This is a genomic window from Ruegeria marisflavi (assembly GCF_025673445.1).
In the GTDB taxonomy this organism is placed as follows: domain Bacteria; phylum Pseudomonadota; class Alphaproteobacteria; order Rhodobacterales; family Rhodobacteraceae; genus Ruegeria_B; species Ruegeria_B marisflavi.
In genome coordinates this window covers 313,933-333,079 of sequence record NZ_JAOVQN010000001.1, presented here as the reverse complement: position 1 = coordinate 333,079, position 19,147 = coordinate 313,933, and the positions used below count along the sequence as shown (strand labels likewise).

17 protein-coding genes are annotated in these 19,147 nt (G+C 61.6%); 12 read left to right on the top strand and 5 right to left on the bottom strand.

Annotation, left to right across the window (positions count from 1 at the left end; all coding sequences use genetic code 11):
- The first annotated feature begins 4 nt into the window (after nucleotides 1-4).
- The 7 genes from OEZ49_RS01580 to OEZ49_RS01550 all read left to right on the top strand — a co-directional run bounded on the left by OEZ49_RS01580 (nucleotide 5) and on the right by OEZ49_RS01550 (nucleotide 7,264).
- Nucleotides 5-1,414: a pyridoxal phosphate-dependent decarboxylase family protein gene (locus OEZ49_RS01580; protein WP_263386685.1), complete on the top strand. Its 1,410-nt coding sequence runs from the start codon at nucleotides 5-7 to the stop codon at nucleotides 1,412-1,414.
- A gap of 63 nt (nucleotides 1,415-1,477) precedes the next feature.
- Nucleotides 1,478-2,248: an HpcH/HpaI aldolase/citrate lyase family protein gene (locus OEZ49_RS01575; protein WP_263386684.1), complete on the top strand. Its 771-nt coding sequence runs from the start codon at nucleotides 1,478-1,480 to the stop codon at nucleotides 2,246-2,248.
- A 147-nt stretch (nucleotides 2,249-2,395) separates the two neighbouring features.
- Nucleotides 2,396-3,571: a substrate-binding domain-containing protein gene (locus OEZ49_RS01570; RefSeq protein WP_263386683.1), complete on the top strand. Its 1,176-nt coding sequence runs from the start codon at nucleotides 2,396-2,398 to the stop codon at nucleotides 3,569-3,571.
- 72 nt (nucleotides 3,572-3,643) lie between these two features.
- Entirely contained in the window at nucleotides 3,644-4,408 is a 765-nt protein-coding gene (locus tag OEZ49_RS01565; RefSeq protein WP_263386682.1) for an ABC transporter ATP-binding protein, read from the top strand.
- Nucleotides 4,401-5,123 carry an ABC transporter ATP-binding protein gene (locus OEZ49_RS01560; protein ID WP_263386681.1) on the top strand — a complete coding sequence of 241 codons (723 nt, stop codon included), beginning with the start codon at nucleotides 4,401-4,403 and terminating at the stop codon, nucleotides 5,121-5,123. Before OEZ49_RS01565 ends, OEZ49_RS01560 begins: the two co-directional genes overlap by 8 nt.
- A 60-nt stretch (nucleotides 5,124-5,183) precedes the next feature.
- On the top strand, nucleotides 5,184-6,215 hold the full coding sequence (locus OEZ49_RS01555; protein ID WP_263386680.1) for a branched-chain amino acid ABC transporter permease: 1,032 nt from the start codon (nucleotides 5,184-5,186) through the stop codon (nucleotides 6,213-6,215).
- On the top strand, nucleotides 6,212-7,264 hold the full coding sequence (locus OEZ49_RS01550; RefSeq protein WP_263386679.1) for a branched-chain amino acid ABC transporter permease: 1,053 nt from the start codon (nucleotides 6,212-6,214) through the stop codon (nucleotides 7,262-7,264). Before OEZ49_RS01555 ends, OEZ49_RS01550 begins: the two co-directional genes overlap by 4 nt.
- On the opposite strand, the gene OEZ49_RS01545 is transcribed toward OEZ49_RS01550, so the two are convergent.
- Nucleotides 7,261-8,406, bottom strand: a complete 1,146-nt coding sequence (locus OEZ49_RS01545; protein ID WP_263386678.1) for a DUF3095 domain-containing protein — start codon at nucleotides 8,404-8,406, stop codon at nucleotides 7,261-7,263. The two genes, OEZ49_RS01550 and OEZ49_RS01545, sit on opposite strands and share 4 nt — an antisense overlap.
- 136 nt (nucleotides 8,407-8,542) lie before the next feature.
- Between OEZ49_RS01545 and OEZ49_RS01540 the strand changes: the two genes are divergently transcribed.
- The 4 genes from OEZ49_RS01540 to OEZ49_RS01525 all read left to right on the top strand — a co-directional run bounded on the left by OEZ49_RS01540 (nucleotide 8,543) and on the right by OEZ49_RS01525 (nucleotide 11,728).
- The gene (locus OEZ49_RS01540) at nucleotides 8,543-9,715 is read left to right on the top strand and encodes an MFS transporter (RefSeq protein ID WP_263386677.1); all 1,173 of its coding nucleotides are present in this window, start codon (nucleotides 8,543-8,545) and stop codon (nucleotides 9,713-9,715) included.
- A gap of 83 nt (nucleotides 9,716-9,798) precedes the next feature.
- Entirely contained in the window at nucleotides 9,799-10,821 is a 1,023-nt protein-coding gene (locus OEZ49_RS01535; protein ID WP_263386676.1) for an aspartate-semialdehyde dehydrogenase, read from the top strand.
- A gap of 488 nt (nucleotides 10,822-11,309) precedes the next feature.
- The gene (locus OEZ49_RS01530) at nucleotides 11,310-11,489 is read left to right on the top strand and encodes a hypothetical protein (RefSeq protein ID WP_263386675.1); all 180 of its coding nucleotides are present in this window, start codon (nucleotides 11,310-11,312) and stop codon (nucleotides 11,487-11,489) included.
- A gap of 47 nt (nucleotides 11,490-11,536) precedes the next feature.
- Nucleotides 11,537-11,728 (top strand): hypothetical protein, encoded by a 192-nt coding sequence (locus tag OEZ49_RS01525; protein WP_263386674.1) that lies wholly within the window; start codon nucleotides 11,537-11,539, stop codon nucleotides 11,726-11,728.
- 92 nt (nucleotides 11,729-11,820) lie between these two features.
- Here OEZ49_RS01525 and OEZ49_RS01520 read toward each other — a convergent pair whose 3' ends face one another.
- Genes OEZ49_RS01520 through OEZ49_RS01505 form a run of 4 tightly spaced genes read right to left on the bottom strand, consistent with a single transcriptional unit; the run spans nucleotide 11,821 to nucleotide 18,109 of the window.
- A complete protein-coding gene (locus tag OEZ49_RS01520; RefSeq protein ID WP_263386673.1) occupies nucleotides 11,821-13,095 on the bottom strand; it encodes a bifunctional folylpolyglutamate synthase/dihydrofolate synthase in 1,275 nt (424 codons plus the stop codon).
- A complete protein-coding gene (gene accD, locus OEZ49_RS01515) occupies nucleotides 13,092-14,051 on the bottom strand; it encodes an acetyl-CoA carboxylase, carboxyltransferase subunit beta (RefSeq protein ID WP_263386672.1) in 960 nt (319 codons plus the stop codon). The genes OEZ49_RS01520 and accD overlap by 4 nt, the downstream gene beginning before the upstream one ends.
- Before the next feature lie 58 nt (nucleotides 14,052-14,109).
- The gene (locus tag OEZ49_RS01510) at nucleotides 14,110-15,000 is read right to left on the bottom strand and encodes a CPBP family intramembrane glutamic endopeptidase (RefSeq protein ID WP_263386671.1); all 891 of its coding nucleotides are present in this window, start codon (nucleotides 14,998-15,000) and stop codon (nucleotides 14,110-14,112) included.
- On the bottom strand, nucleotides 14,993-18,109 hold the full coding sequence (locus tag OEZ49_RS01505) for an ABC transporter transmembrane domain-containing protein (protein WP_263386670.1): 3,117 nt from the start codon (nucleotides 18,107-18,109) through the stop codon (nucleotides 14,993-14,995). The genes OEZ49_RS01510 and OEZ49_RS01505 overlap by 8 nt, the downstream gene beginning before the upstream one ends.
- A 272-nt stretch (nucleotides 18,110-18,381) precedes the next feature.
- On the opposite strand from OEZ49_RS01505, the gene OEZ49_RS01500 reads away from it, so the two are divergent.
- Nucleotides 18,382-19,143, top strand: a complete 762-nt coding sequence (locus OEZ49_RS01500; protein ID WP_263386669.1) for a DUF6478 family protein — start codon at nucleotides 18,382-18,384, stop codon at nucleotides 19,141-19,143.
- The last annotated feature ends 4 nt before the right edge of the window (nucleotides 19,144-19,147 follow it).

Below are 19,147 nucleotides of genomic sequence, written 5' to 3'. Positions count from 1 at the left end.
ACAGATGAAATGGGATGAATTCGCCGATTGGGGCCGCAGAGTTGCCGACTGGACGCAGGATTATCACCTGACCGTGGGCGACCGCCCCGTGCGCGCCCGGACAGAGCCGGGCGCAGTGTTGAACGCCCTGCCCGCAACACCGCCCGAGACTCCCGAAGCGATGGAAGATATCTTTCGCGATTTCGATGATATCGTGATGCCCGGGATCACCCATTGGCAGCACCCGCGCTTCTTTGCCTATTTCAACTCGAACGCATCTGCTCCCTCGGTCCTGGCCGAGTTCCTAGCCTCGGCCATCGCGCCGCAATGCATGCTGTGGCAGACCTCACCCGCCGCGACCGAAATGGAAACGCGGATGATGGACTGGCTGCGTCAGGCATTGGATCTGCCCGAAGGGTTCGCAGGCGTAATCCAGGACAGTGCCTCATCCGCGACCCTGGCGGCAGTGCTGACACTTAGGGAAAAGGCGCTGGACTGGCAGGGGAACCGGCAGGGGCTGTTCGGCCAGAAACCGTTGCGTGTCTATTGCTCGTCCGAGGTTCATACCTCGATCGATCGCGCCATCTGGGTGGCAGGGATCGGCCAGGACAATCTGGTGCGTGTGCCGATCAAGGGCGACTGGCGTGGCATGAACCCCGGCGCGCTCGAGGCAGCGATCAAGACCGATCTTGCGGCGGGGCTGCACCCGGCAGGCCTGATCCTGTGCGTGGGCGGCACCGGTACGGGGGCCACCGACCCGGTGGATCGCTGTCTGGATGTGGCCGAGACATACGGACTCTATACCCATGTGGACGCGGCCTGGGCCGGGTCGGCGATGATCTGCCCCGAGTTCCGCCATTACTGGCCCGGCATCGCGCGCGCCGACAGTATCGTGTTCAACCCCCATAAATGGCTGGGGGTGCAGTTCGACTGTTCGGCGCATTTCCTGAAGAACCCCGACGATCTGGTGCGTACACTGGCGATCCAACCCGAGTATCTCAAGACCCACGGGCGCGACGGGGTTATCAACTATTCGGAATGGTCGGTGCCGCTGGGTCGCCGGTTCCGGGCGCTGAAACTGTGGTTCCTGATGCGCAGCTATGGGATGGAGGGGCTGCGCCAGAGGCTGCGCAACCATATCGCCTGGTCGAGCGCATTGCATGACCGGCTGGCTGCCGAGCCGGATTTCGAGATCGTGACGCCGCCGATGTGGTCGCTCTGGACCTTCCGCTATCTGCGCGACAGATCCGACCCGGACGAGTTGAACCAGCGTTTGGTCAATGCGATCAACGATGACGGGCGTATCTACCTGACCCAGACCCGCGTCGATGGCGCGCTTGTGATCCGGTTCCAGGCTGGGCAGTTCGAAACCACCGAGACCGATGTGATGATGGCCTTTGACGTAATCACAGAAATCGCTCGCGCTCTGCCCTGAATGCTGGACGGGACCTGTGCGCTGACGCAGGCTGACCCCAAGACCTGACCAGAGGAGACCACAATGCCCGCTCCCAAGAACTTGTTCAAACAGGCCCTTGCCGAGGGCAAACGCCAGATCGGCTGCTGGATGAGCTTTGCCGAACCCAGCGTGGCCGAGATCATGGGAACCTGCGGCTTTGACTGGCTGGTGGTGGATGGTGAGCATGCGCCCAACGACATCCGCTCGATCCGCGACCAGTTGACCGCGCTGGCCGCCAGCCCGTCGCATCCGGTCGTGCGGGTGCCGGTGGGCGAGGACTGGATCATCAAGCAGGTGCTGGACGCGGGCGCGCAAACGGTCCTGGTGCCCATCGTGGAAAGCGCCGATCAGGCCCGTCAACTGGTGCGTGCCTGCCGCTATCCGCCCGATGGAGTACGCGGTGTCGGCGCCACTGCGGCCCGGGCCACCATGTTTGGCAGTATCAGCGAATACATCCAGACCGCTGACCAGGAGATCTGTCTGCTGGTGCAGGTCGAGAACCGCGCCGGCATTGCGGCGCTGGACGAGATCATGACCGTCGACGGGGTGGACGGTGTCTTTATCGGACCCGCCGACCTGTCCACCGACATGGGGTTTCAGGGCAACAGCGCGGCCCCCGAGGTGCGCGCGGTGATCGCCGATGCTATCGAACGTATTCAGGCAGCAGGCAAGGCGTCGGGCATCCTGGGAACCACCGACGAGGCGACTCAAGCCTATCTGGATATGGGCGCCCAGTTTGTGGCTGTCGGGCTGGACGTGATGCTGCTGGCCAATTCCGCGCGGCGGCTGTCGGCACAGTGGAAATCCGCCTGATCCACAGCGTTCATCCGGAGACTGTCGCAGCACCCGACGCGGGTACGTATTTCCGCATAATTGACCGAAACCGCTCCTCACAACTAGCCTGTTGCCATTCTAAGCACGACGCGCCGACACCCAAGGCGCACATCGGGGAGGAGAAACATGAAACGCATTTTGTGCGCAGGTGCGGTGTCGGTATTGGCACTGGCATCCGCAGCGGCCGCCGACATCAAGATCGCCCATGTCTATGGCAAGACCGGCCCGTTCGAAGCCTATGCCAAGCAGTCTCATGACGGCCTGATGCTGGGGCTGGAATATGCCACCGGCGGGTCGATGGAGATCAATGGCGAAAAGATCGTGGTGATCGAGAAAGACACCCAACTGAAGCCGGAAAACGGCAAAGCCCTGCTGGAAGAGGCCTATGGCGACGACGAGGTCGATCTGGCCGTGGGCCCGGTCAGCTCGGGCGTGGCGCTGGCGATGCTACCGGTGGCCGAGGAATACGAAAAGATCCTGATCGTCGAACCGGCGGTGGCGGATTCCATCACCGGGGCCAACTGGAACCGCTATATCTTCCGAACCGGACGCAACAGCAGCCAGGACGCGGTGTCGAATGCCATCGCACTGGCGGGCGAGAATGTGCATATCGCGACGCTGGCGCAGGACTACGCCTTTGGCCGCGACGGCATCGCCGCCTTCAAGGAAGCACTGGAGGGCGCAGGCTCGGGCGTCGTGCACGAGGAATACGTGCCGACCGACACCACCGACTTTACCGCAGCGGCCGAGCGTATCTTTAACGCGATGAAGGATCTGGACGGCGAAAAACGCCTGTTCATCATCTGGGCCGGTGGCGGCAATCCGATGGGCAAGATCCAGGCGATGGATCCCAGCCGTTTCGGCATCGAGATCGCGACCGGCGGCAACATCCTGGCGGCAATGGCGGCCTACAAGGATTTCCCGGGCATGCAGGGCGCGACCTATTATTATTACGAGATCCCGCAGAACCCGGTGAACGACTGGCTGGTCAAGACCCATCAGGACCGCTTCGGCACCCCGCCCGATTTCTTCACCGCAGGCGGCATGGCCGCTGGTATCGCCGTGATCGAGGCCATCAAGAAGGCAGGTTCCACCGATACCGAGGCGCTGATCTCGGCCATGGAAGGCATGGAATGGGAGACCCCCAAGGGCAAGATGATGTTTCGCCCCGAGGATCACCAGGCGCTGCAATCCATGTACCACTTCAAGATCAAGGTCGACCCGAATGTCGACTGGGCCATCCCCGAACTGGTGCGTGAACTGACGATCGACGACCTACCGATCCCGATCCGCAACAACTAACTCCCCGACCTGGCCGGTCCCATGGCGCGCTACGCGCCGGGACCGGCCTTTTTGCAAGCGGAAGACAGAGCCATGACATCCCCCATCCTGGCGACCGAGGGGCTGACCGTGCGGTTTGGCGGCCATGTGGCCGTGGACGCGGTCTCGTGCGCCTTTCACACCGGGGAACTCACCGCGATCGTGGGTCCGAACGGTGCCGGCAAGACCACCTATTTCAACCTGATCTCGGGCCAGATCCCGGCCAGCGCGGGTCGTGTCCTGCTGCGTGGGCGTGATATCTCGGGCCAGTCGGTGTCCCAACGCACCCGCGCCGGGATTGGGCGCGCGTTCCAGCTGACCAACCTGTTTCCCAATCTCAGCGTGCTGGAAAACGTGCGCCTGGTGGTGCAGTCCAAGGCAGGCCAGGGGATGAACCTGTGGTCGATGGCCAGCCGTCACACCGAACTGACCGAGGCCGCCGAAGCGATCCTGAACCGAGTGCGGCTGATCGACAACCGCGACCAGACCGTGTCCGAGCTGAGCCATGGCAACCAGCGCAAGCTGGAGGTCGCCCTGCTGATCGCGCTCGACCCCGCCGTGTATATGTTCGACGAACCCACGGCGGGCATGAGTGTGGACGAGGCGCCCGTGGTGCTGGACCTGATTGCCGAGCTGAAAGAGCAGCGCGACAGGACGATCCTGCTGGTGGAACACAAGATGGACGTGATCCGCACGCTGGCCGACCGCATCATCGTGCTGCATAACGGCGCGCTGGCCGCCGATGGCGATCCGGCCACGGTGATGGCCTCGGACGTGGTGCAAGAGGCCTATATGGGCCGGGAGCTGGAAGATGTCTGATCCGATCCTGCGGCTGGAGGGCGTCTATACCAACATCGCCCAGTATCACATCCTGCAAGGGGTAGACCTGGAGGTGCCGCGCGGCGCGGTGACGATGCTCTTGGGGCGCAACGGGGTTGGCAAGACCACCACCTTGCGCACGATCATCGGGCATTGGCGTGCGCGTCAGGGCCGGATCCTGCTGGACGGGCAGGACATCACCCAGATGCCGACACCCGCCATCGCGCGGGCCGGTGTCGGGTTTGTGCCCGAGGATATGGGCATCTTTGCCAATCTCACGGTCGAGGAAAACATGGTACTGGCCGCCGTGTCCGGCCCCATCGACAGCGCCCGGCTCGACTGGGTGTTCCAGGCCTTTCCGCCGCTCAAGACATTCTGGAAGTCCGAGGCCGGGAACCTCTCGGGCGGACAGAAACAGATGCTGTCGATCGCGCGCGCGATGGTCGAGGAACGTAGGCTCTATCTGATCGACGAGCCCACCAAGGGGCTGGCGCCCGCCATCGTGTCGACCATGGCCCGGGCGCTGCGCGAGTTGAAGGCGCAGGGTGCCTCGATCCTGCTGGTGGAACAGAATTTCTCGGTCGCGCGGGCGCTGGGCGACAGCGCCTGCGTGATGGATGACGGGCGCATCATCTGGTCCGGTGAGATGCGCGAACTGGCCACCGATGCCGCCCTACAGGAGCGGTTGATGGGTCTGAGCATGGAGGCCCATTGAGATGCGCGGGAAGAGGTTGGAGATGAGTATTCTTGACCAGAAAGAAGCTGGAGGCGTGTCATGAGCATGGCCCCGGAACACGCGCCCACGATGGCGCGGCTGTCGCTGGCGCAGCGGTTGGCGCCCTGGATGCCGGTGCTGCTGGTGCCGCTGCTGGTCGTGGCCGGTTTGCTGGCGATCCCGAACACCTCGTCCTGGCTGACTCTGACGGTGTCAGGGCTGGCCATGGGGATGATGATCTTTCTCATGGCCTCGGGCCTGACGCTGGTGTTTGGCCTGATGGATGTCATCAACTTCGGTCATGGCGCGTTTGTCTCGGTGGGCGCATTTGTCGGTGTTTCGGTGCTGCTCATGCTGGGCGGCATGACCGGCGCGCCCTCGCTGGCGCTGAACCTTGCAGCGATGGGACTGGCAGTGATCGGGGCGATGCTTGCCACCGGCGCCATGGGCTGGGCCTTTGAAAAGGTCATCGTCGAGCCGGTCTATGGCCATCACCTGAAACAGATCCTGGTCACCATGGGCGGGCTGATCGTGGTCGAGCAGCTGATCATCGTGCTCTGGGGCCCCGAAGAGATCTATATCTCGCGCCCCGAGGCGTTGAAGGGCGCGATCACATTCGCCGGCGCCGCGCTGGAGAAATACCGGCTGGTGGCGGTGGGCTTGGGTCTTGTGGTCTTTGCGGGTATGCGCTGGACACTCAGGCGCACCAAGATCGGGCTGATCGTGCGCGCCGGCGTCGAAAATGGCGAGATGGTGCAGGCGCTGGGTTACCGGCTGCGGCTGGTGTTTGTTGGTGTCTTCATCGCCGGATCCGCGCTGGCCGGGCTGGGTGGCGTCATGTGGGGTCTCTATCAAGAGGTGGTAAGTGCCCATATGGGCAATCAGGCGATGATCCTGATCTTTATCGTCGTCATCATCGGCGGGCTGGGCAGTGTCGAGGGCTGTTTCATCGGCGCGCTGCTTGTCGGCCTGATGCAGAACTATGTTGCCTTCCTGGAACCCAAGGTGGCGCTGATTTCCAATATCGGCCTGATGGTCGCGATCCTGATGTGGCGCCCGATGGGCATGATCCCGGTGGTGAAGGCAAAATGATCAAAGCTGTTCTTTCGGGCGATATGCCCCGCTCTCGGGTACTGGCCCTGATTCTGGGGCTGATCCTGGTCTGTCTGGCGCTGGCGCCGTTCCTGTTTCCCGGCGTGCGTACCGTCGACACGGCGGCACGGATCTGCGTGTTCATCGTGCTGGTGGCCAGTTACGATCTGCTCTTGGGCTATGGTGGCATCGTCAGTTTCGCCCATACCATGTTCTTTGGCATCGGTGCCTATGGGGTCGCGCTGGCCCTGACTCATATGGGGCGCGGATTCGACGCGATCCTTGTGGGCGCAGGCGCGGGTGCGCTGCTGGCGGCGGGGTTGGCCTTTGTCATCGGCCTGTTCAGCCTGCGGGTGCGCGCGATCTTCTTTGCCATGATCACGCTGGCGGTGGCCTCGGCGGTGGCCGTTCTGGTCAGCCAGCTGTCGGGCCTGACCGGGGGCGAGGATGGGTTGACCTTCAAGACACCGCGCGCGCTGGGCCCGGCCTTCAAGTTCGGGGACGAGCTGTTCGGGGTGAAGCTGAACGGCAAGCTGCTCTCCTATTACGTGGTGTTCATTGGCAGCCTGGTCCTGTTCCTGCTGCTGCTGCGGGTGGTGAACTCGCCTTTTGGCCGGGTGTTGCAGGCGATCCGCGAGAATGATTTCCGGGCCGAGGCGATCGGCTATCGGGTGGTCTATTACCGGGTTGCGGCGACCTGCTTGTCGGCAGCGGTGGCGGCGCTGGCGGGCAGTCTTTATGCGATCTGGCTGCGCTACGTGGGGCCGGATACCACGCTAAGCATGGAGATCATGATCGACATACTGCTGATGGTGGTGATCGGCGGCATGGGAACCATGTATGGCGCTGTGATCGGAGCAACGCTGCTGGTGCTGGCGCAGAACTATCTGCAGAACCTGATGGGTGTCGCCGGGTCGCTGGTCGAGCGGGTGCCGGTGCTGCCGCAGCTTTTGGATGCCGACCGCTGGCTCTTGTGGCTGGGTGTTCTGTTCATCCTCAGCGTCTACTTCTTTCCCACCGGCGTGGTGGGGCGTCTGCGGCGGGGTTAGGCCCGGCGGATACGCTCGGCGGCGGCGGCATAGCCCCCCGCCGCCCCGTCGATGAAATGCACGTGATCGTCGCGCATGGCCGAGGGTACGAAACAGGTCATCATCGCCTCGTCCTGGGCAAACAGGCCATAGCGGATCTTGCCGCGTTGGCGGGCCTCTTCAAGGATCGCCTCGATCCGTGCGCGGGTTTCGGCGTCGCAGTCGAGGGTCATCTTCAACCCGTCATCGAACTTGCGGAAATCGGCGTTGCGGCTGACCATGCGGGCATAGTGACCGGGCTGAAAGTCACCCAGCCGCAGACCGGTACGGAACAACAGCCAGATCAGCAGGTTCTGGCCCAGGAGCTTCAGTTTGTGCAGGCCTAGATTGCGGCCCTCTCGCGACACATGCGCATCCAGCGACAGGCCCGGCGGTGGCCAGGTCACACCCGGACCGCCGGGCGGGACCGGGTGGCCGCCTCGCTCCAAGCCGTTGGCGACGGAAACTACGCGGTGCGCCAGATCGGCAAAGTCGCGCTCGGTCGCCTTGTCGCTTGGATGTACCACCAAGGACAGGATTTGCCCATTGCGGGCACGCATGTTGGACCAGCGGCACGACAGCCCGGTCAGATCCGGCTGCGCGCCGGGAGGACCTGGGTCAACGGTGAACTCCCCGGCCTTCATCCGTGCCTCGGCCCAGGCCAACCCCCGGCCCGAGAACATAGCATAATCGACACCATGAGAGGCCGCATAGCGGGCCACCCTTACATCCCGACGGGCCGCGCGGATGTCGGCCACCGGCACCAGCGCGGCGCGCAGGGCGATGCCGAACTCCTCTTCCGCCCAGCGGCGCAGATCCGCCAAAACCGCGCGCACCTGTCCGGCCCTGTCACCGGGTACTGCGAAACCAGCGCCGTCGCCGCCGAACACATAGGGGAATCGCAGGTCGCCCATGGCGTTGATCATGGCCGAAATCACCGCAGCGCCAACCATGTTCACGGTCTTGTAACGACCGCGTGCAATCTCTCCGGTGCTGTCGAAGATATCAGCAGTGCCAAGCACCCAGTCATCGGGAAGCGGCGTGAAACGTGATGGCTCCGACAGCTCGGGGAAATCCATCACCGGGCGCAACGAGGCGTAAAACGAATCCGAACCGTTAACCATGTGACCCCCACGACACTCCCATTCTAAATAGCAGCCGCGCGGCGAAATCCAGTGCCTCGCTGTACCATCGGCGCGCTTGTGCGCAAGCCGATAACATGTCAACCATCGGGCGCGTGCCCGGGTAGGAGGAAAACAAATGCAGGCCGGTCTGTTCATCCTGTGTCTGGCATATGTGCTCAGCCAGTTCTTTCGCGCATTTCTGGCGGTGCTGACCGCCGATCTGGCCCGTGATATCGGTGCGCAACCCGACGATCTGGCCTTTGCCTCGGGCCTATGGTTCCTGACTTTCGCTGCCATGCAGATACCCGTCGGCTGGGCGCTGGACCGGATCGGGCCGCGCCGCACGGCGGCGGCATTACTGCTGGTGGGTGGCGGCGGAGGTGCTGCGCTGTTTGCGGCGGCCACGGCACCCCTGCATATCAGCGCCGCGATGGTCATGATCGGGATCGGCTGTTCACCGGTGCTGATGGCCTCTTACTTCATCTTTGCCCGCGAATACCCGCCCGCGCGGTTCGCGACGCTTGCCGCCCTCATGCTGGGCGTGGGGTCTGTGGGCAATCTGGTGGCCTCGTACCCCACCGCGTTGGCGGTAGAGCTGATGGGATGGCGCGCAACGCTCGCTGGGCTTGCCGCGATATCAGCGGCGGTGGCAGCGGGTATCTGGCTATCGGTACGCGACCCCGAGACGGTGCAACATGACAGCAAGGGGTCGCTTCTCGACCTGCTGAAACAGCCGCTCTTGTGGACCATCCTGCCGCTGATGCTGGTGGCCTATGCACCGGCAGCGGCGCTGCGCGGGCTGTGGGCCGGGCCCTATCTGCGCGATGTGTTTGGCCTCGATACCGGGCAGATCGGGCAAGCGACGCTGATCATGGGTGCGGCGATGATTGCGGGAACCTTTGCCTATGGGCCACTCGACCGGATTCTGCGGACCCGCAAATGGGTGATCTTCGGCGGCAACCTGGGCGGAGTACTGGCTCTGGTCCTGCTGGTTCTATGGATCGACCTTGGCGTCTGGTCTTCGGTTGCATTGTTGGCGGCAATCGGCTTTCTCGGCGCCTCGTTCCCGGTTATCATGGCACATGGCCGCGCCTTTATCCCGGCCCATCTAGTGGGGCGCGGAGTCACTCTGCTCAACCTCTTTGGCATTGGCGGCGTGGGGCTGATGCAATTCGTCACCGGGCGCCTGCACGAAAGCTATGCCGCTGCTGGCGCCGCCGCCCCCTATACCGCAATCGTGACCTTTTTTGCGGTGTCTCTGGCGGCCGGTCTCGTGATCTATCTGTTCAGCCGCGACAGTCTGGCCTGACAGGGGCCTTTCCTCGCCCTCACTTTCCCTGTATGGAACCGCCGCCGGTCAAGGCGACCGGGTATATCTGGAGAAACAAGAAAATGGGTTATCGCGTCGTCGTCGCTGGCGCCACGGGCAATGTGGGCCGCGAAATGCTGAACATCCTGGCCGAGCGCCAGTTCCCCGTGGATGAAATTGCCGCGCTGGCAAGCCGTAAATCCCTGGGCACCGAAGTCAGCTTTGGCGACAAGACGATCAAGACCCAGGATCTGGACACTTTCGACTTCACCGGCTGGGACATGGCGCTGTTCGCCATCGGTTCGGACGCGACCAAGGTCTATGCGCCCAAGGCGGCGGCTGCGGGGTGCGTGGTGATCGACAACAGCTCGCTCTACCGCTACGACCCGGACATTCCGCTGATCGTGCCCGAGGTGAACCCGCATACCATCCACGGCTATGCCAAGAAGAACATCATCGCCAACCCGAACTGCTCGACTGCGCAGATGGTGGTGGCGCTGAAGCCGCTGCATGACCGCGCCACGATCAAGCGCGTCGTTGTATCCACCTATCAATCGGTGTCGGGCGCGGGCAAGGAAGGCATGGATGAGCTTTGGGAACAGACCAAGGCGGTCTATAACCCAACCTCGGACGTGCCGCCGAAGAAGTTCCAGAAGGAAATCGCCTTCAACGTTATTCCCCATATCGACGTCTTCATGGAAGACGGCTCGACCAAGGAGGAATGGAAGATGGTCGCCGAGACCAAGAAGATCGTCGATCCCTCGATCAAGGTCACCGCAACCTGCGTGCGCGTGCCGGTCTTTGTCGGCCATTCCGAGGCGGTGAACATCGAGTTCGAGGAATTCCTGGACGAGGACGAGGCCCGCGACATCCTGCGCGAAGCACCTGGCATCATGGTGATCGACAAGCGCGAGCCCGGCGGCTACGTGACGCCCAAGGAATGCGTAGGCGATTTCGCCACCTTCATCAGCCGCATCCGGCAGGATTCCACCGTCGAAAACGGGCTGAATCTATGGTGTGTGTCCGACAACCTGCGCAAAGGCGCGGCGCTGAACGCGGTTCAGATCGCTGAGTTACTGGGCCGCGAGGTTCTGAAGAAGGGCTGACACCGCCCTGGCACGATATGCGCCGCTCCTGTCCGGATGGATGGGGGCGGTTTTCTTTTGCCTAAGAGCTGACGCAATCAATGATTGTGCGATTCCGCGAAAGAATCACTGAACTCCTTCGAGAAACCGTGCGTTTCCCAATGAGCGAAAATCTGTCTGGAACAAGACAAATTTAGGCCGAGACGTGGACAAACTTTTGTTCTAAATGTGATTTTTCACTTTTTCGCCACAATAATGCGCGATTCCCGACCGAATCTCAGCCAAACATCAAAGCATCAGGAAATTCATCCTTCGGCCTAAACGGCAGCGGCAGCCGGAACAGACCTCAAAAGAGGTACCGGTAAAGTTGTGACCGCCGACAAGCTATACCCGAGGGCAAGACAAGAGTAACAAGTCCGGTTCATGGCGGCGAGAGGAAATTCCCGGCCCTGGATCACAAGGATCGAAATGCAAGGCGGTATCGCCTCTGAACAAAGAGGAAAACGAAAATGGCAACCATCATCACCTTCCGTCGCCCCGAAGCGAAAAACCTGGCCGGCGAATGCCACGGCCGGTCGGACAACATCCTGTCGATGGCCGATTGGCGGGCACAGGCCCATCCCGTGCGCACCGCGACCGGCGTTTTCTTCGTCACCAACCCATGGGGCACATCCGGCGACGCCGCCTGAGCCCAACCACAGACACAACAGCAATTCAGAATATCAGGAGCACCCAGATGAACATCTCCCTCGCACAGAAAGCCCGCCAGAACCGCATCGCCGCATTGGAGTACCTGCGCCGCACCAAGCAAGGCGCCGAAGATGAAGGGGAAGTCCTGAACTTCTTCGCACATCGCGCGCGGCAAAAGGCGACGCCGGTTTTCTTCTCGGTGCGTGCCCGAGCCGATGACGAGCGGATCGCAGCCTGACATCCCACCCCAGCCGAATGTTCAGGAAAGGCGCCTTGCGGGCGCCTTTCTTGTGTCAAGGCTTCGGCCGTTCGGGTGTATCGCCTGGGCGATCAACCGTTTTCGCGCAGAATATTGCCTGCCAGATAAAGAGAGCCGCAGATAAGAACGCGCGCGGACGGGTCCGTTGACACGATACCGGCAAGCGCGGTGGCCACATCTGGCGCTGTGTAGGAAGCCAACCCTACAACGCGTGCAGCAGCCGCTGTCTGCTCGGCCGTCAGGGTATTCGCTTCTCCCGGAATTGAAACGGCCGTAAGGCTCGCCGCCTGACCTGCAAGTGGCCGCAGATACCCTGAAACATCCTTGGTGTTGAGCATACCACAGATCAGGTGAGTAGGCCGCACAGGGAGACGCGCCAGCAAATCTGCTAGCACCTTGCCCGCTGCCGGGTTGTGTCCCCCGTCAAGCCACAGCTCGACCTCGGGTGCCATTTCTGTCAGTGGACCGGTCTTTAGCCGCTGCATCCGGGCGGGCCAATAGGCGTTGGTCACGGCCGCCTCATACGCAGCCTCACCCAGGTTCAGATGCCGCAACGCCGCCAGCGCCGCGCCCGCGTTCTGGATCTGGTGCCCCCCAAGCAAGTTTGGCAGGGGCAGGTCACACAGGCCGGTTTCATCTTCGAACACCAGCCGCCCGTGTTCTTCCCGCACATGCCAGTGCTGACCATGGGCGATCAGAGGCGCGCCAAGACGGGCAGCGGTGGCTTCGATCACCTCTATCACCTCGTCGGGCTGGGGACCGACCACCACCGGAACGCCACGCTTGATGATCCCGGCCTTTTCGCCAGCGATCTTGGCCAGTGTGTCGCCCAGGTATTGTTCGTGATCCATCGAGATCGGAGTGATGATCGACAAGGCAGGCCGCGCGATCACATTGGTTGCATCCAGCCTGCCGCCCAAGCCCACTTCGAGCAGTGTGAAATCCGCAGGCGACCGAGCGAAGGTCAGCAACGCTGCACAGGTGGTGATCTCAAAATAAGTGATCGTCTCACCATCATTCGCGGCATAGCACTCGTCCAGAACCGCCACCAGATCGGGCTCCGAGATCAGCTCTCCCGTCACCCGAATACGTTCATGGAACCGCGCCAGGTGCGGCGAGGTATAGGCATGGGCCGACTTGCCCGCGCCCTCGATCCCGGCGCGGATCATTGCCTGGGTCGATCCCTTGCCATTGGTGCCAGCGATATGGATCACCGGCGGTAGGCGGTCCTGCGGATTATCCAGCGCGGCCAGCAGGCGCCACACCCGGTCCAGCGTCAGGTCGATGATCTTGGGGTGGAGCGCCATCATCCGTTCAAGGATGACATCGGAACCGGGTGTGGTCATGATTTGGCAGCAGCCTTGGACTCGGTGGGTTTGGGCGCGGCGGTTTTTTCGGCCGCTGGTTCATCGGCCTTGACCGCCGGTGCCGGCAATTCCCCGCGCACGACGGGCGGCAGTTTCATCAGCATCCGGGTGATGGTGATCAACTCGTCCCGCAAATCCGTGCGCTTGACGACCCGGTCCAGCATGCCGTGATCCAGCAGGTATTCGGCGCGCTGAAACCCTTCGGGCAGAGTTTCCCGGATGGTTTGTTCGATCACGCGCGGCCCGGCAAAGCAGATCAGCGCATTGGGTTCGGCGATATGCACATCACCCAACATGGCATAGGAAGCCGTCACGCCACCGGTCGTGGGATGGGTCAACACGACGATATAGGGCAGGCCCGCCTCTTTCAGCATCTGAACGGCAACCGTGGAACGCGGCATCTGCATCAGGCTCAGGATGCCCTCCTGCATGCGGGCGCCGCCAGCGGCCGAGAACAGGATCAGCGGGCGCTTGAGCTTCACCGCCTCTTGCGCCGCCGCGATGATGGCATTGCCCACATACATGCCCATCGACCCGCCCATAAAGGAAAAGTCCTGTGCAGCCGCCACGATCGGCGTGCGGCCGATCTCGCCGGCGGCGACCAGCATAGCCTCTTTCTCGCCGGACCCCTTTTGGGCCGCTTTCATCCGGTCAGGATACTTCTTCTGGTCGCGGAAATGCAGCGGATCGGCTACCGGCTCGGGCACGTCCACCTCGACAAACACGCCACCATCGAACAGCCCCGTGAAACGGGCGCGCGGCGAAATGTTCATGTGGTGACCACATTGCGTGCAGACGTTCAGGTTCTCTGCCAGCTCGCGGTGGAATAGCATCGTCCCGCACTCATCGCATTTTTGCCAGAGGTTCTCGGGCACTTCGCGACGAGAGAAGATCGAATTGATCCGTGGCCGGACATAGTTCGTGATCCAGTTCATTTGGAAACCCTGTGAAGCTGCACTCGGGTCAGATAAGGCGATGTGCCCGGAAATGCAATCAGCGACGCAATGCAACCCGCGCAGCAAGCCAGGCCACGAACATCACCGCAAAGTCGACCGCCAGCCAGGCACGCAGGCTTTCGGTATCGGCCATGTCATAGGGCAACAGGTAGAGCGACAACCCGCTGAGGCTGCCCGGCAAGGCGACGATCAGCAGCGCCACCATGTTGTTGAACAGATGCATGGCAATGGCCGGGCCAAGCGTACCCGACCGGGCCGTGATATCGGCAGTGAACATTCCGAATACAAACGACCAAAGCGCGATCAGCAGCGCGTTTTCACCCGCCTCGGCAGGCAAGTAATGTCCCAGGGCAAACAGCAAGGATGGTAGCACCATCCAGACAATCCGGCTCCGGAACCGCGCAGCAATGGCCTGCTGAACATAGCCCCGGAACAGGATTTCCTCGGCACTGGCCTGGATGCCGATGGCGACAAGCGACAATGGAAGCAGCGGCAGCCAGAGCCCGAGCGACAGATTGTCCTCCAGCGGTTCACCCATGTCGTAGGGCGGAAAGACAAGCAGAACCACACCAAGGCCAACCAGTGTCCGGAACACCCGCCAAAACTGCCAAACCGCAAGATGCAGTTGACCCAGGATTCCCCAAAACCTCCGCTTGTTGACAACCCGTGCGGCCAGGGCAACGCCCAGGGTAACAAACAGAAAACTGCTCAACAGCAGAAGAAGACCTGAGGGCGTCGTTCCCGCCAGAAAGCTTTCCGCCCATACTGGCGAGGTAAACCTGGAAACCGCAGCCAGGACCACTGTGTTGCAGGCCAGCACAAACACCGAGATCAACACCAACCCCAGAAACAGCCGCCATATCTCGGGCCTCAATCTGCCCGGCGCAACCAAAGCCTCATGCGCGGCATAGGCGTCTGGCTTAGGCATCCGGGGAAACTCCTCGAGCATCGGGGAGTCCAGTTTTCATATTAGGGTCGGTAAAATCGGTAATATTGAGGCGCGCGGCACGCAGAATGTCACCCGCTTCGACCAGGTGCCCGGAAACGGTCTGAAGAAGCTGTAGCGATACGGTGGCATCATGCTCGATCACCGCCCTGAACTCTTCCGCGCCGATCCGAAGGAACTTGCTGTCGGTTTCGGAAATCAGGTCCATCGGCCTGGGTTGGCGCGTGATAATCGACAGATCTCCGATCAACCGTCCCGGCCCGACCAGTGTAATCGGCCGTTCACCCGGGGCATCGTCCGGCCAGCGCAGCGCGGCACGACCTTCGAGACAAAGATAGGCCGCATCAGCCGTTTGCCCATGCGAAAAGATCACTTGGCCTGCCGAGACATCGTACCACTGCGCAGAAAACGCCAGCAGCCGCTGGTTGCGGGTGTCGAGTCGTGCAAATAGCGGGGTTGCGGCGATGATCTTTAGCTTGCGATCCAGATCGACCCCCGCTGTTTCGCCCATATCCGGGTGCACATCGGAAACGCCATCTATCCTGCCATGCCTGATATCGATGAAAAGATCATAAGCTTCGGGATGGGCAAAACGGTCTTCCAAAAAAAGGATGATCGCGTCCGGCAGCAGGTCGCGCAGCTTTTGGCGCGTGCGCAGCCGGCTTTCCGAATCGTGGCTGGCCAGCACCTTGTCCAGGACCAGAATATCGGGCCGCTTGATTGCGGCCCGGGAAAAGGCCGCGCGTTCCTGAAACACTGTCGGCAGATTGGCGCCGCCCAGACCCGCAGGTAGATCGTAGATGATGGCTGCCAGTTTCCGCCTCAACCCCGCTTCGTTCATAATCTCGGCAACGGTGTCTTCGATCTCTTCGGCACGCGCGCCCGCCATGATGGAAACGCGTCCGAAAAGCGCGTTTTCCAGAACTGTTAGGCGCGGAATATAGGTGGACGGGTCAACCGCAACAAAATCGCTGCCAACCAGTCCGCGCAGCCGGTCCGCACGGGTGCGGCGTATGGCAAGGATCTTCTCCTTGTATTCCTCTGGGAACGCGGGGCCAATCTGCTCGGCGGTAAGCAGGAAGGGAACTGTCATCAACAGCGCCCGGTCATCCGTACCCAGCGCCTGTGCTCCGCGGGCCGCGTGCCTGTCCGCGATGTCGAGCAGGTGCAGATAGGTCTCGTCTTCCAGCCCGAGTTTACGGAACAGCGGATGCTGGGTCCCGTCCCGGCCAAAAGTCTGCCGCAATGTCGCGACAACGCCCAGCGCCATCGACATCGCCTCGTCCGCCAGCCCTTCCTCGTACAGCATCTGGATGAATCGGCCATCCGAAACCAGTTGATCCTGGGAAATCTTGCGAGCGGGAGCAGCGTACAAGAGGTTGCCGCCCAACGGTACCGCCGGGTTGAAACGGTCCGGATCAAACCGGTAGACAAGATCAGCCAGACCGCGCTCGGCCAACCGGTGAGCAACGGTATCGCGAAGCGCCACGATCTCGTCGGCAAGTGCGCCATGGGCGCGAACGTCAATCATCGACCGCAAAGTGCGGCGAAACATGAACTCATCGGTACCCATCGCCTCGACCAGTTGAAACCACCAGTCTCTGATCTGGTCAACATCCTCCAACCCAGCGAGAGACGGGTCGATCCAGTCCGCATCCAACCCGTCACCACTGTTCCCCGCCTGAAGCGCCTCGATCTGCCGGCTCGTCGGTCGCATCGCGTATGCGTCGCCATGTTTCGGGCGAACGCGCAGCGGCATCATCAGATTGTCACCCAACGTTCCGTCGAACAGGTAGGGTCGGGAATGCGCATGCCCTATGCGTGCCGCGATCACGGACTGATGCAATTCGTTGATCGGGTGTCCAGACAACAGCACCTGCCCCCGCGCTGGCAGGATCTCTCGGGTCAGCAACTGCGCAAGTGCTGCGCGTTCCGCCGGCCGATCAGACTGAACCGCAACCCGCGCACCGGGCGGAATAATCAGGTTGATGTCTTCCAGGATCGTGTTGCCATCCTGATCCCGCACGGTAACATCGCGCAGCTCGACCGGCCCATCCAGCCGCGGAATGGTCTCCGGCTCGCCCTCGAACAGTTCGGCCTCGATCATGTTGAGCGGCGCAAACCGTTCGGTCACCACCTGCCAGCGCAACGACATATCCTGCACCTGGTTGTAGTAATCGAGAAGCTCCTTCCACGGGCTGGAGAGGTCCTTGTAAGCCGCCAGCGCCGCCACAAGCGCCCCCACGGTGATCTGCCCCTGGATCGCCAGATAACCGCCCACCGAATAGAACAGGAACGGAGTCATCTGAGAAATCAGGTTGTTCAGAAACTTCATGAAGAATTTCTTCTGATAGATCCTGAACCGGATATCGTAGAGCCGCCCGAGCCGATCGGTCACCTGCGCCAGCCGGTAGCGCCACCCGCCGTTGGCACGCAGATCCGAGATTCCGGCGGCGGTTTCGCCGATCTCGGAACTCAGCCGCCTGACCTCCTGAATGCGGGCCTTGTTCAAGAGGTTGATCTGGCGCTGAAGCTTGGGGATGATCCAGGCCTGCAAAGGAATCAGCGCTACTGAGGCAAGCCCGAACCAGACGTTCTGCATGAACAGGAACGTGACGATTGTCAGCATCTGGCCCGCCTGGAACACGGGTTGGGCGATAGCATCGCCCATCAACCCGCCCATAGGTTCGGCCTCGGATGTGATCATCGAAACCAGCTCACCTTGGCTGGTAGTCTGGTAATAGCTGCGCGGAAACCGCATCATCCGACCGATCAGCATATACCGCAACCGCCGGAGCATCCGTTCGCTCAACACCCCTTTCATGGTGTTGAGTTTCATCTTCATCAGTCCGCTGATCAGCACCATGGCCAAAAAGGCCAGGCAAAGGGCAAACAGGTACTGAATCTGGGTCAGTTCGACGCCCCAGACAGTGATGCGGTTCAACTCGGCGCCAATGGCATCGTTGATGATCCGCTTGGGCAGTTCCAGAGAGGCATAGAGAAAAGGAAAGGAAACCAGCGTCAGGGCCAGCAGGGCGAGTTGCTGTTTCCTCGAGTACTTCCAGATGAAGGAAAACAGACTGGGCTCCATGTCCCACCTTTCGTCACCGCACTGCAAACTCACGGCCCAGCGTCTGAAACGCGGTTACTCCCAAGATAAGGACGGTAAGCATTGAAGGTTGCGAATTCAAGCGCTTCGACCAGTGCGGGTCCGACATCATCTTTGCCAACAACCCGGCTGACCCCGTGATTGTTTCTGCCCTTTTCAAAAAATGCGCCCAAACTCGGTTCTTGGGCTTAATTAGTTAACATCCTTTCGTTAAACAGAGAAAACACCAAGTCACCACTTTTGACGGGTCGTAAATGGGCAGGCTACTGGACAGATTGTTTCACTTGCGCGAGATGCGGCGCTGGCGCGCAGCCGCGCGCAATTCGCTGGCCGCGCCGCTGTCCGAGTTGCGCCGCCAGCGCAATCACGCCCGTGACCTTCGGGCCCATCTGGACCGTCTGATCAATGTGGCAGACGGCCGTCTTGCCCTGCCACTGATCGGGTCATCCTACTTTCCGAAACCACACGGAACTGATTGGTCCTGGCGGCCGGAAATGTGGCGCGGGCCGCTGCCGACGCCGGGCCTGTCCTCGGTCCCGACACGTTCCATGCTCGGAACCGAGGTGACCCTGTTTCACGACTGCGAATTCTCCGAGCTGACACTTCGGCAGTTGCGCAACCTGCGCGAAGCGGATCTGGCGCCCTACGGTTTGCGGATGGACGTTTTCAAGTTCGACGGATCCTTTCTGTCGCTGGTGATCGACTTGCCTGAGGATGCGGTGGACGGATTGACCCGCACGCACCTATTGCGGGTGGATACAATCATCGAAACGGAAAAACCGCTGGAGATCTTCGCCCGTCTCAACATCCGGCACGGGCCCAACACCGAACAGATCGTTCGGGAATTGCCGCTGCACGAACAAGATGTGATGGTCGAATTCGATCTGGCCTATTCGCGGCTCAACGAGAAGCGGATCGAAAAGATCTGGCTGGACCTGATCTTTGAAGCACCCGAAATGAACCAGGTGGTGATCCGCGACCTGACGTTCTGCCGGCACCGCCGCGCCGCCTTGTGAACGG

Coding starts and splice junctions, on each gene's coding strand:
- OEZ49_RS01580 (WP_263386685.1), top strand. CDS start 5: ATGAAATGGGATGAATTCGCCGATTGGGGCCGCAGAGTTGCCGACTGG.
- OEZ49_RS01575 (WP_263386684.1), top strand. CDS start 1,478: ATGCCCGCTCCCAAGAACTTGTTCAAACAGGCCCTTGCCGAGGGCAAA.
- OEZ49_RS01570 (WP_263386683.1), top strand. CDS start 2,396: ATGAAACGCATTTTGTGCGCAGGTGCGGTGTCGGTATTGGCACTGGCA.
- OEZ49_RS01565 (WP_263386682.1), top strand. CDS start 3,644: ATGACATCCCCCATCCTGGCGACCGAGGGGCTGACCGTGCGGTTTGGC.
- OEZ49_RS01560 (WP_263386681.1), top strand. CDS start 4,401: ATGTCTGATCCGATCCTGCGGCTGGAGGGCGTCTATACCAACATCGCC.
- OEZ49_RS01555 (WP_263386680.1), top strand. CDS start 5,184: ATGAGCATGGCCCCGGAACACGCGCCCACGATGGCGCGGCTGTCGCTG.
- OEZ49_RS01550 (WP_263386679.1), top strand. CDS start 6,212: ATGATCAAAGCTGTTCTTTCGGGCGATATGCCCCGCTCTCGGGTACTG.
- OEZ49_RS01545 (WP_263386678.1), bottom strand. CDS start 8,406: ATGGTTAACGGTTCGGATTCGTTTTACGCCTCGTTGCGCCCGGTGATG.
- OEZ49_RS01540 (WP_263386677.1), top strand. CDS start 8,543: ATGCAGGCCGGTCTGTTCATCCTGTGTCTGGCATATGTGCTCAGCCAG.
- OEZ49_RS01535 (WP_263386676.1), top strand. CDS start 9,799: ATGGGTTATCGCGTCGTCGTCGCTGGCGCCACGGGCAATGTGGGCCGC.
- OEZ49_RS01530 (WP_263386675.1), top strand. CDS start 11,310: ATGGCAACCATCATCACCTTCCGTCGCCCCGAAGCGAAAAACCTGGCC.
- OEZ49_RS01525 (WP_263386674.1), top strand. CDS start 11,537: ATGAACATCTCCCTCGCACAGAAAGCCCGCCAGAACCGCATCGCCGCA.
- OEZ49_RS01520 (WP_263386673.1), bottom strand. CDS start 13,095: ATGACCACACCCGGTTCCGATGTCATCCTTGAACGGATGATGGCGCTC.
- accD (WP_263386672.1), bottom strand. CDS start 14,051: ATGAACTGGATCACGAACTATGTCCGGCCACGGATCAATTCGATCTTC.
- OEZ49_RS01510 (WP_263386671.1), bottom strand. CDS start 15,000: ATGCCTAAGCCAGACGCCTATGCCGCGCATGAGGCTTTGGTTGCGCCG.
- OEZ49_RS01505 (WP_263386670.1), bottom strand. CDS start 18,109: ATGGAGCCCAGTCTGTTTTCCTTCATCTGGAAGTACTCGAGGAAACAG.
- OEZ49_RS01500 (WP_263386669.1), top strand. CDS start 18,382: ATGGGCAGGCTACTGGACAGATTGTTTCACTTGCGCGAGATGCGGCGC.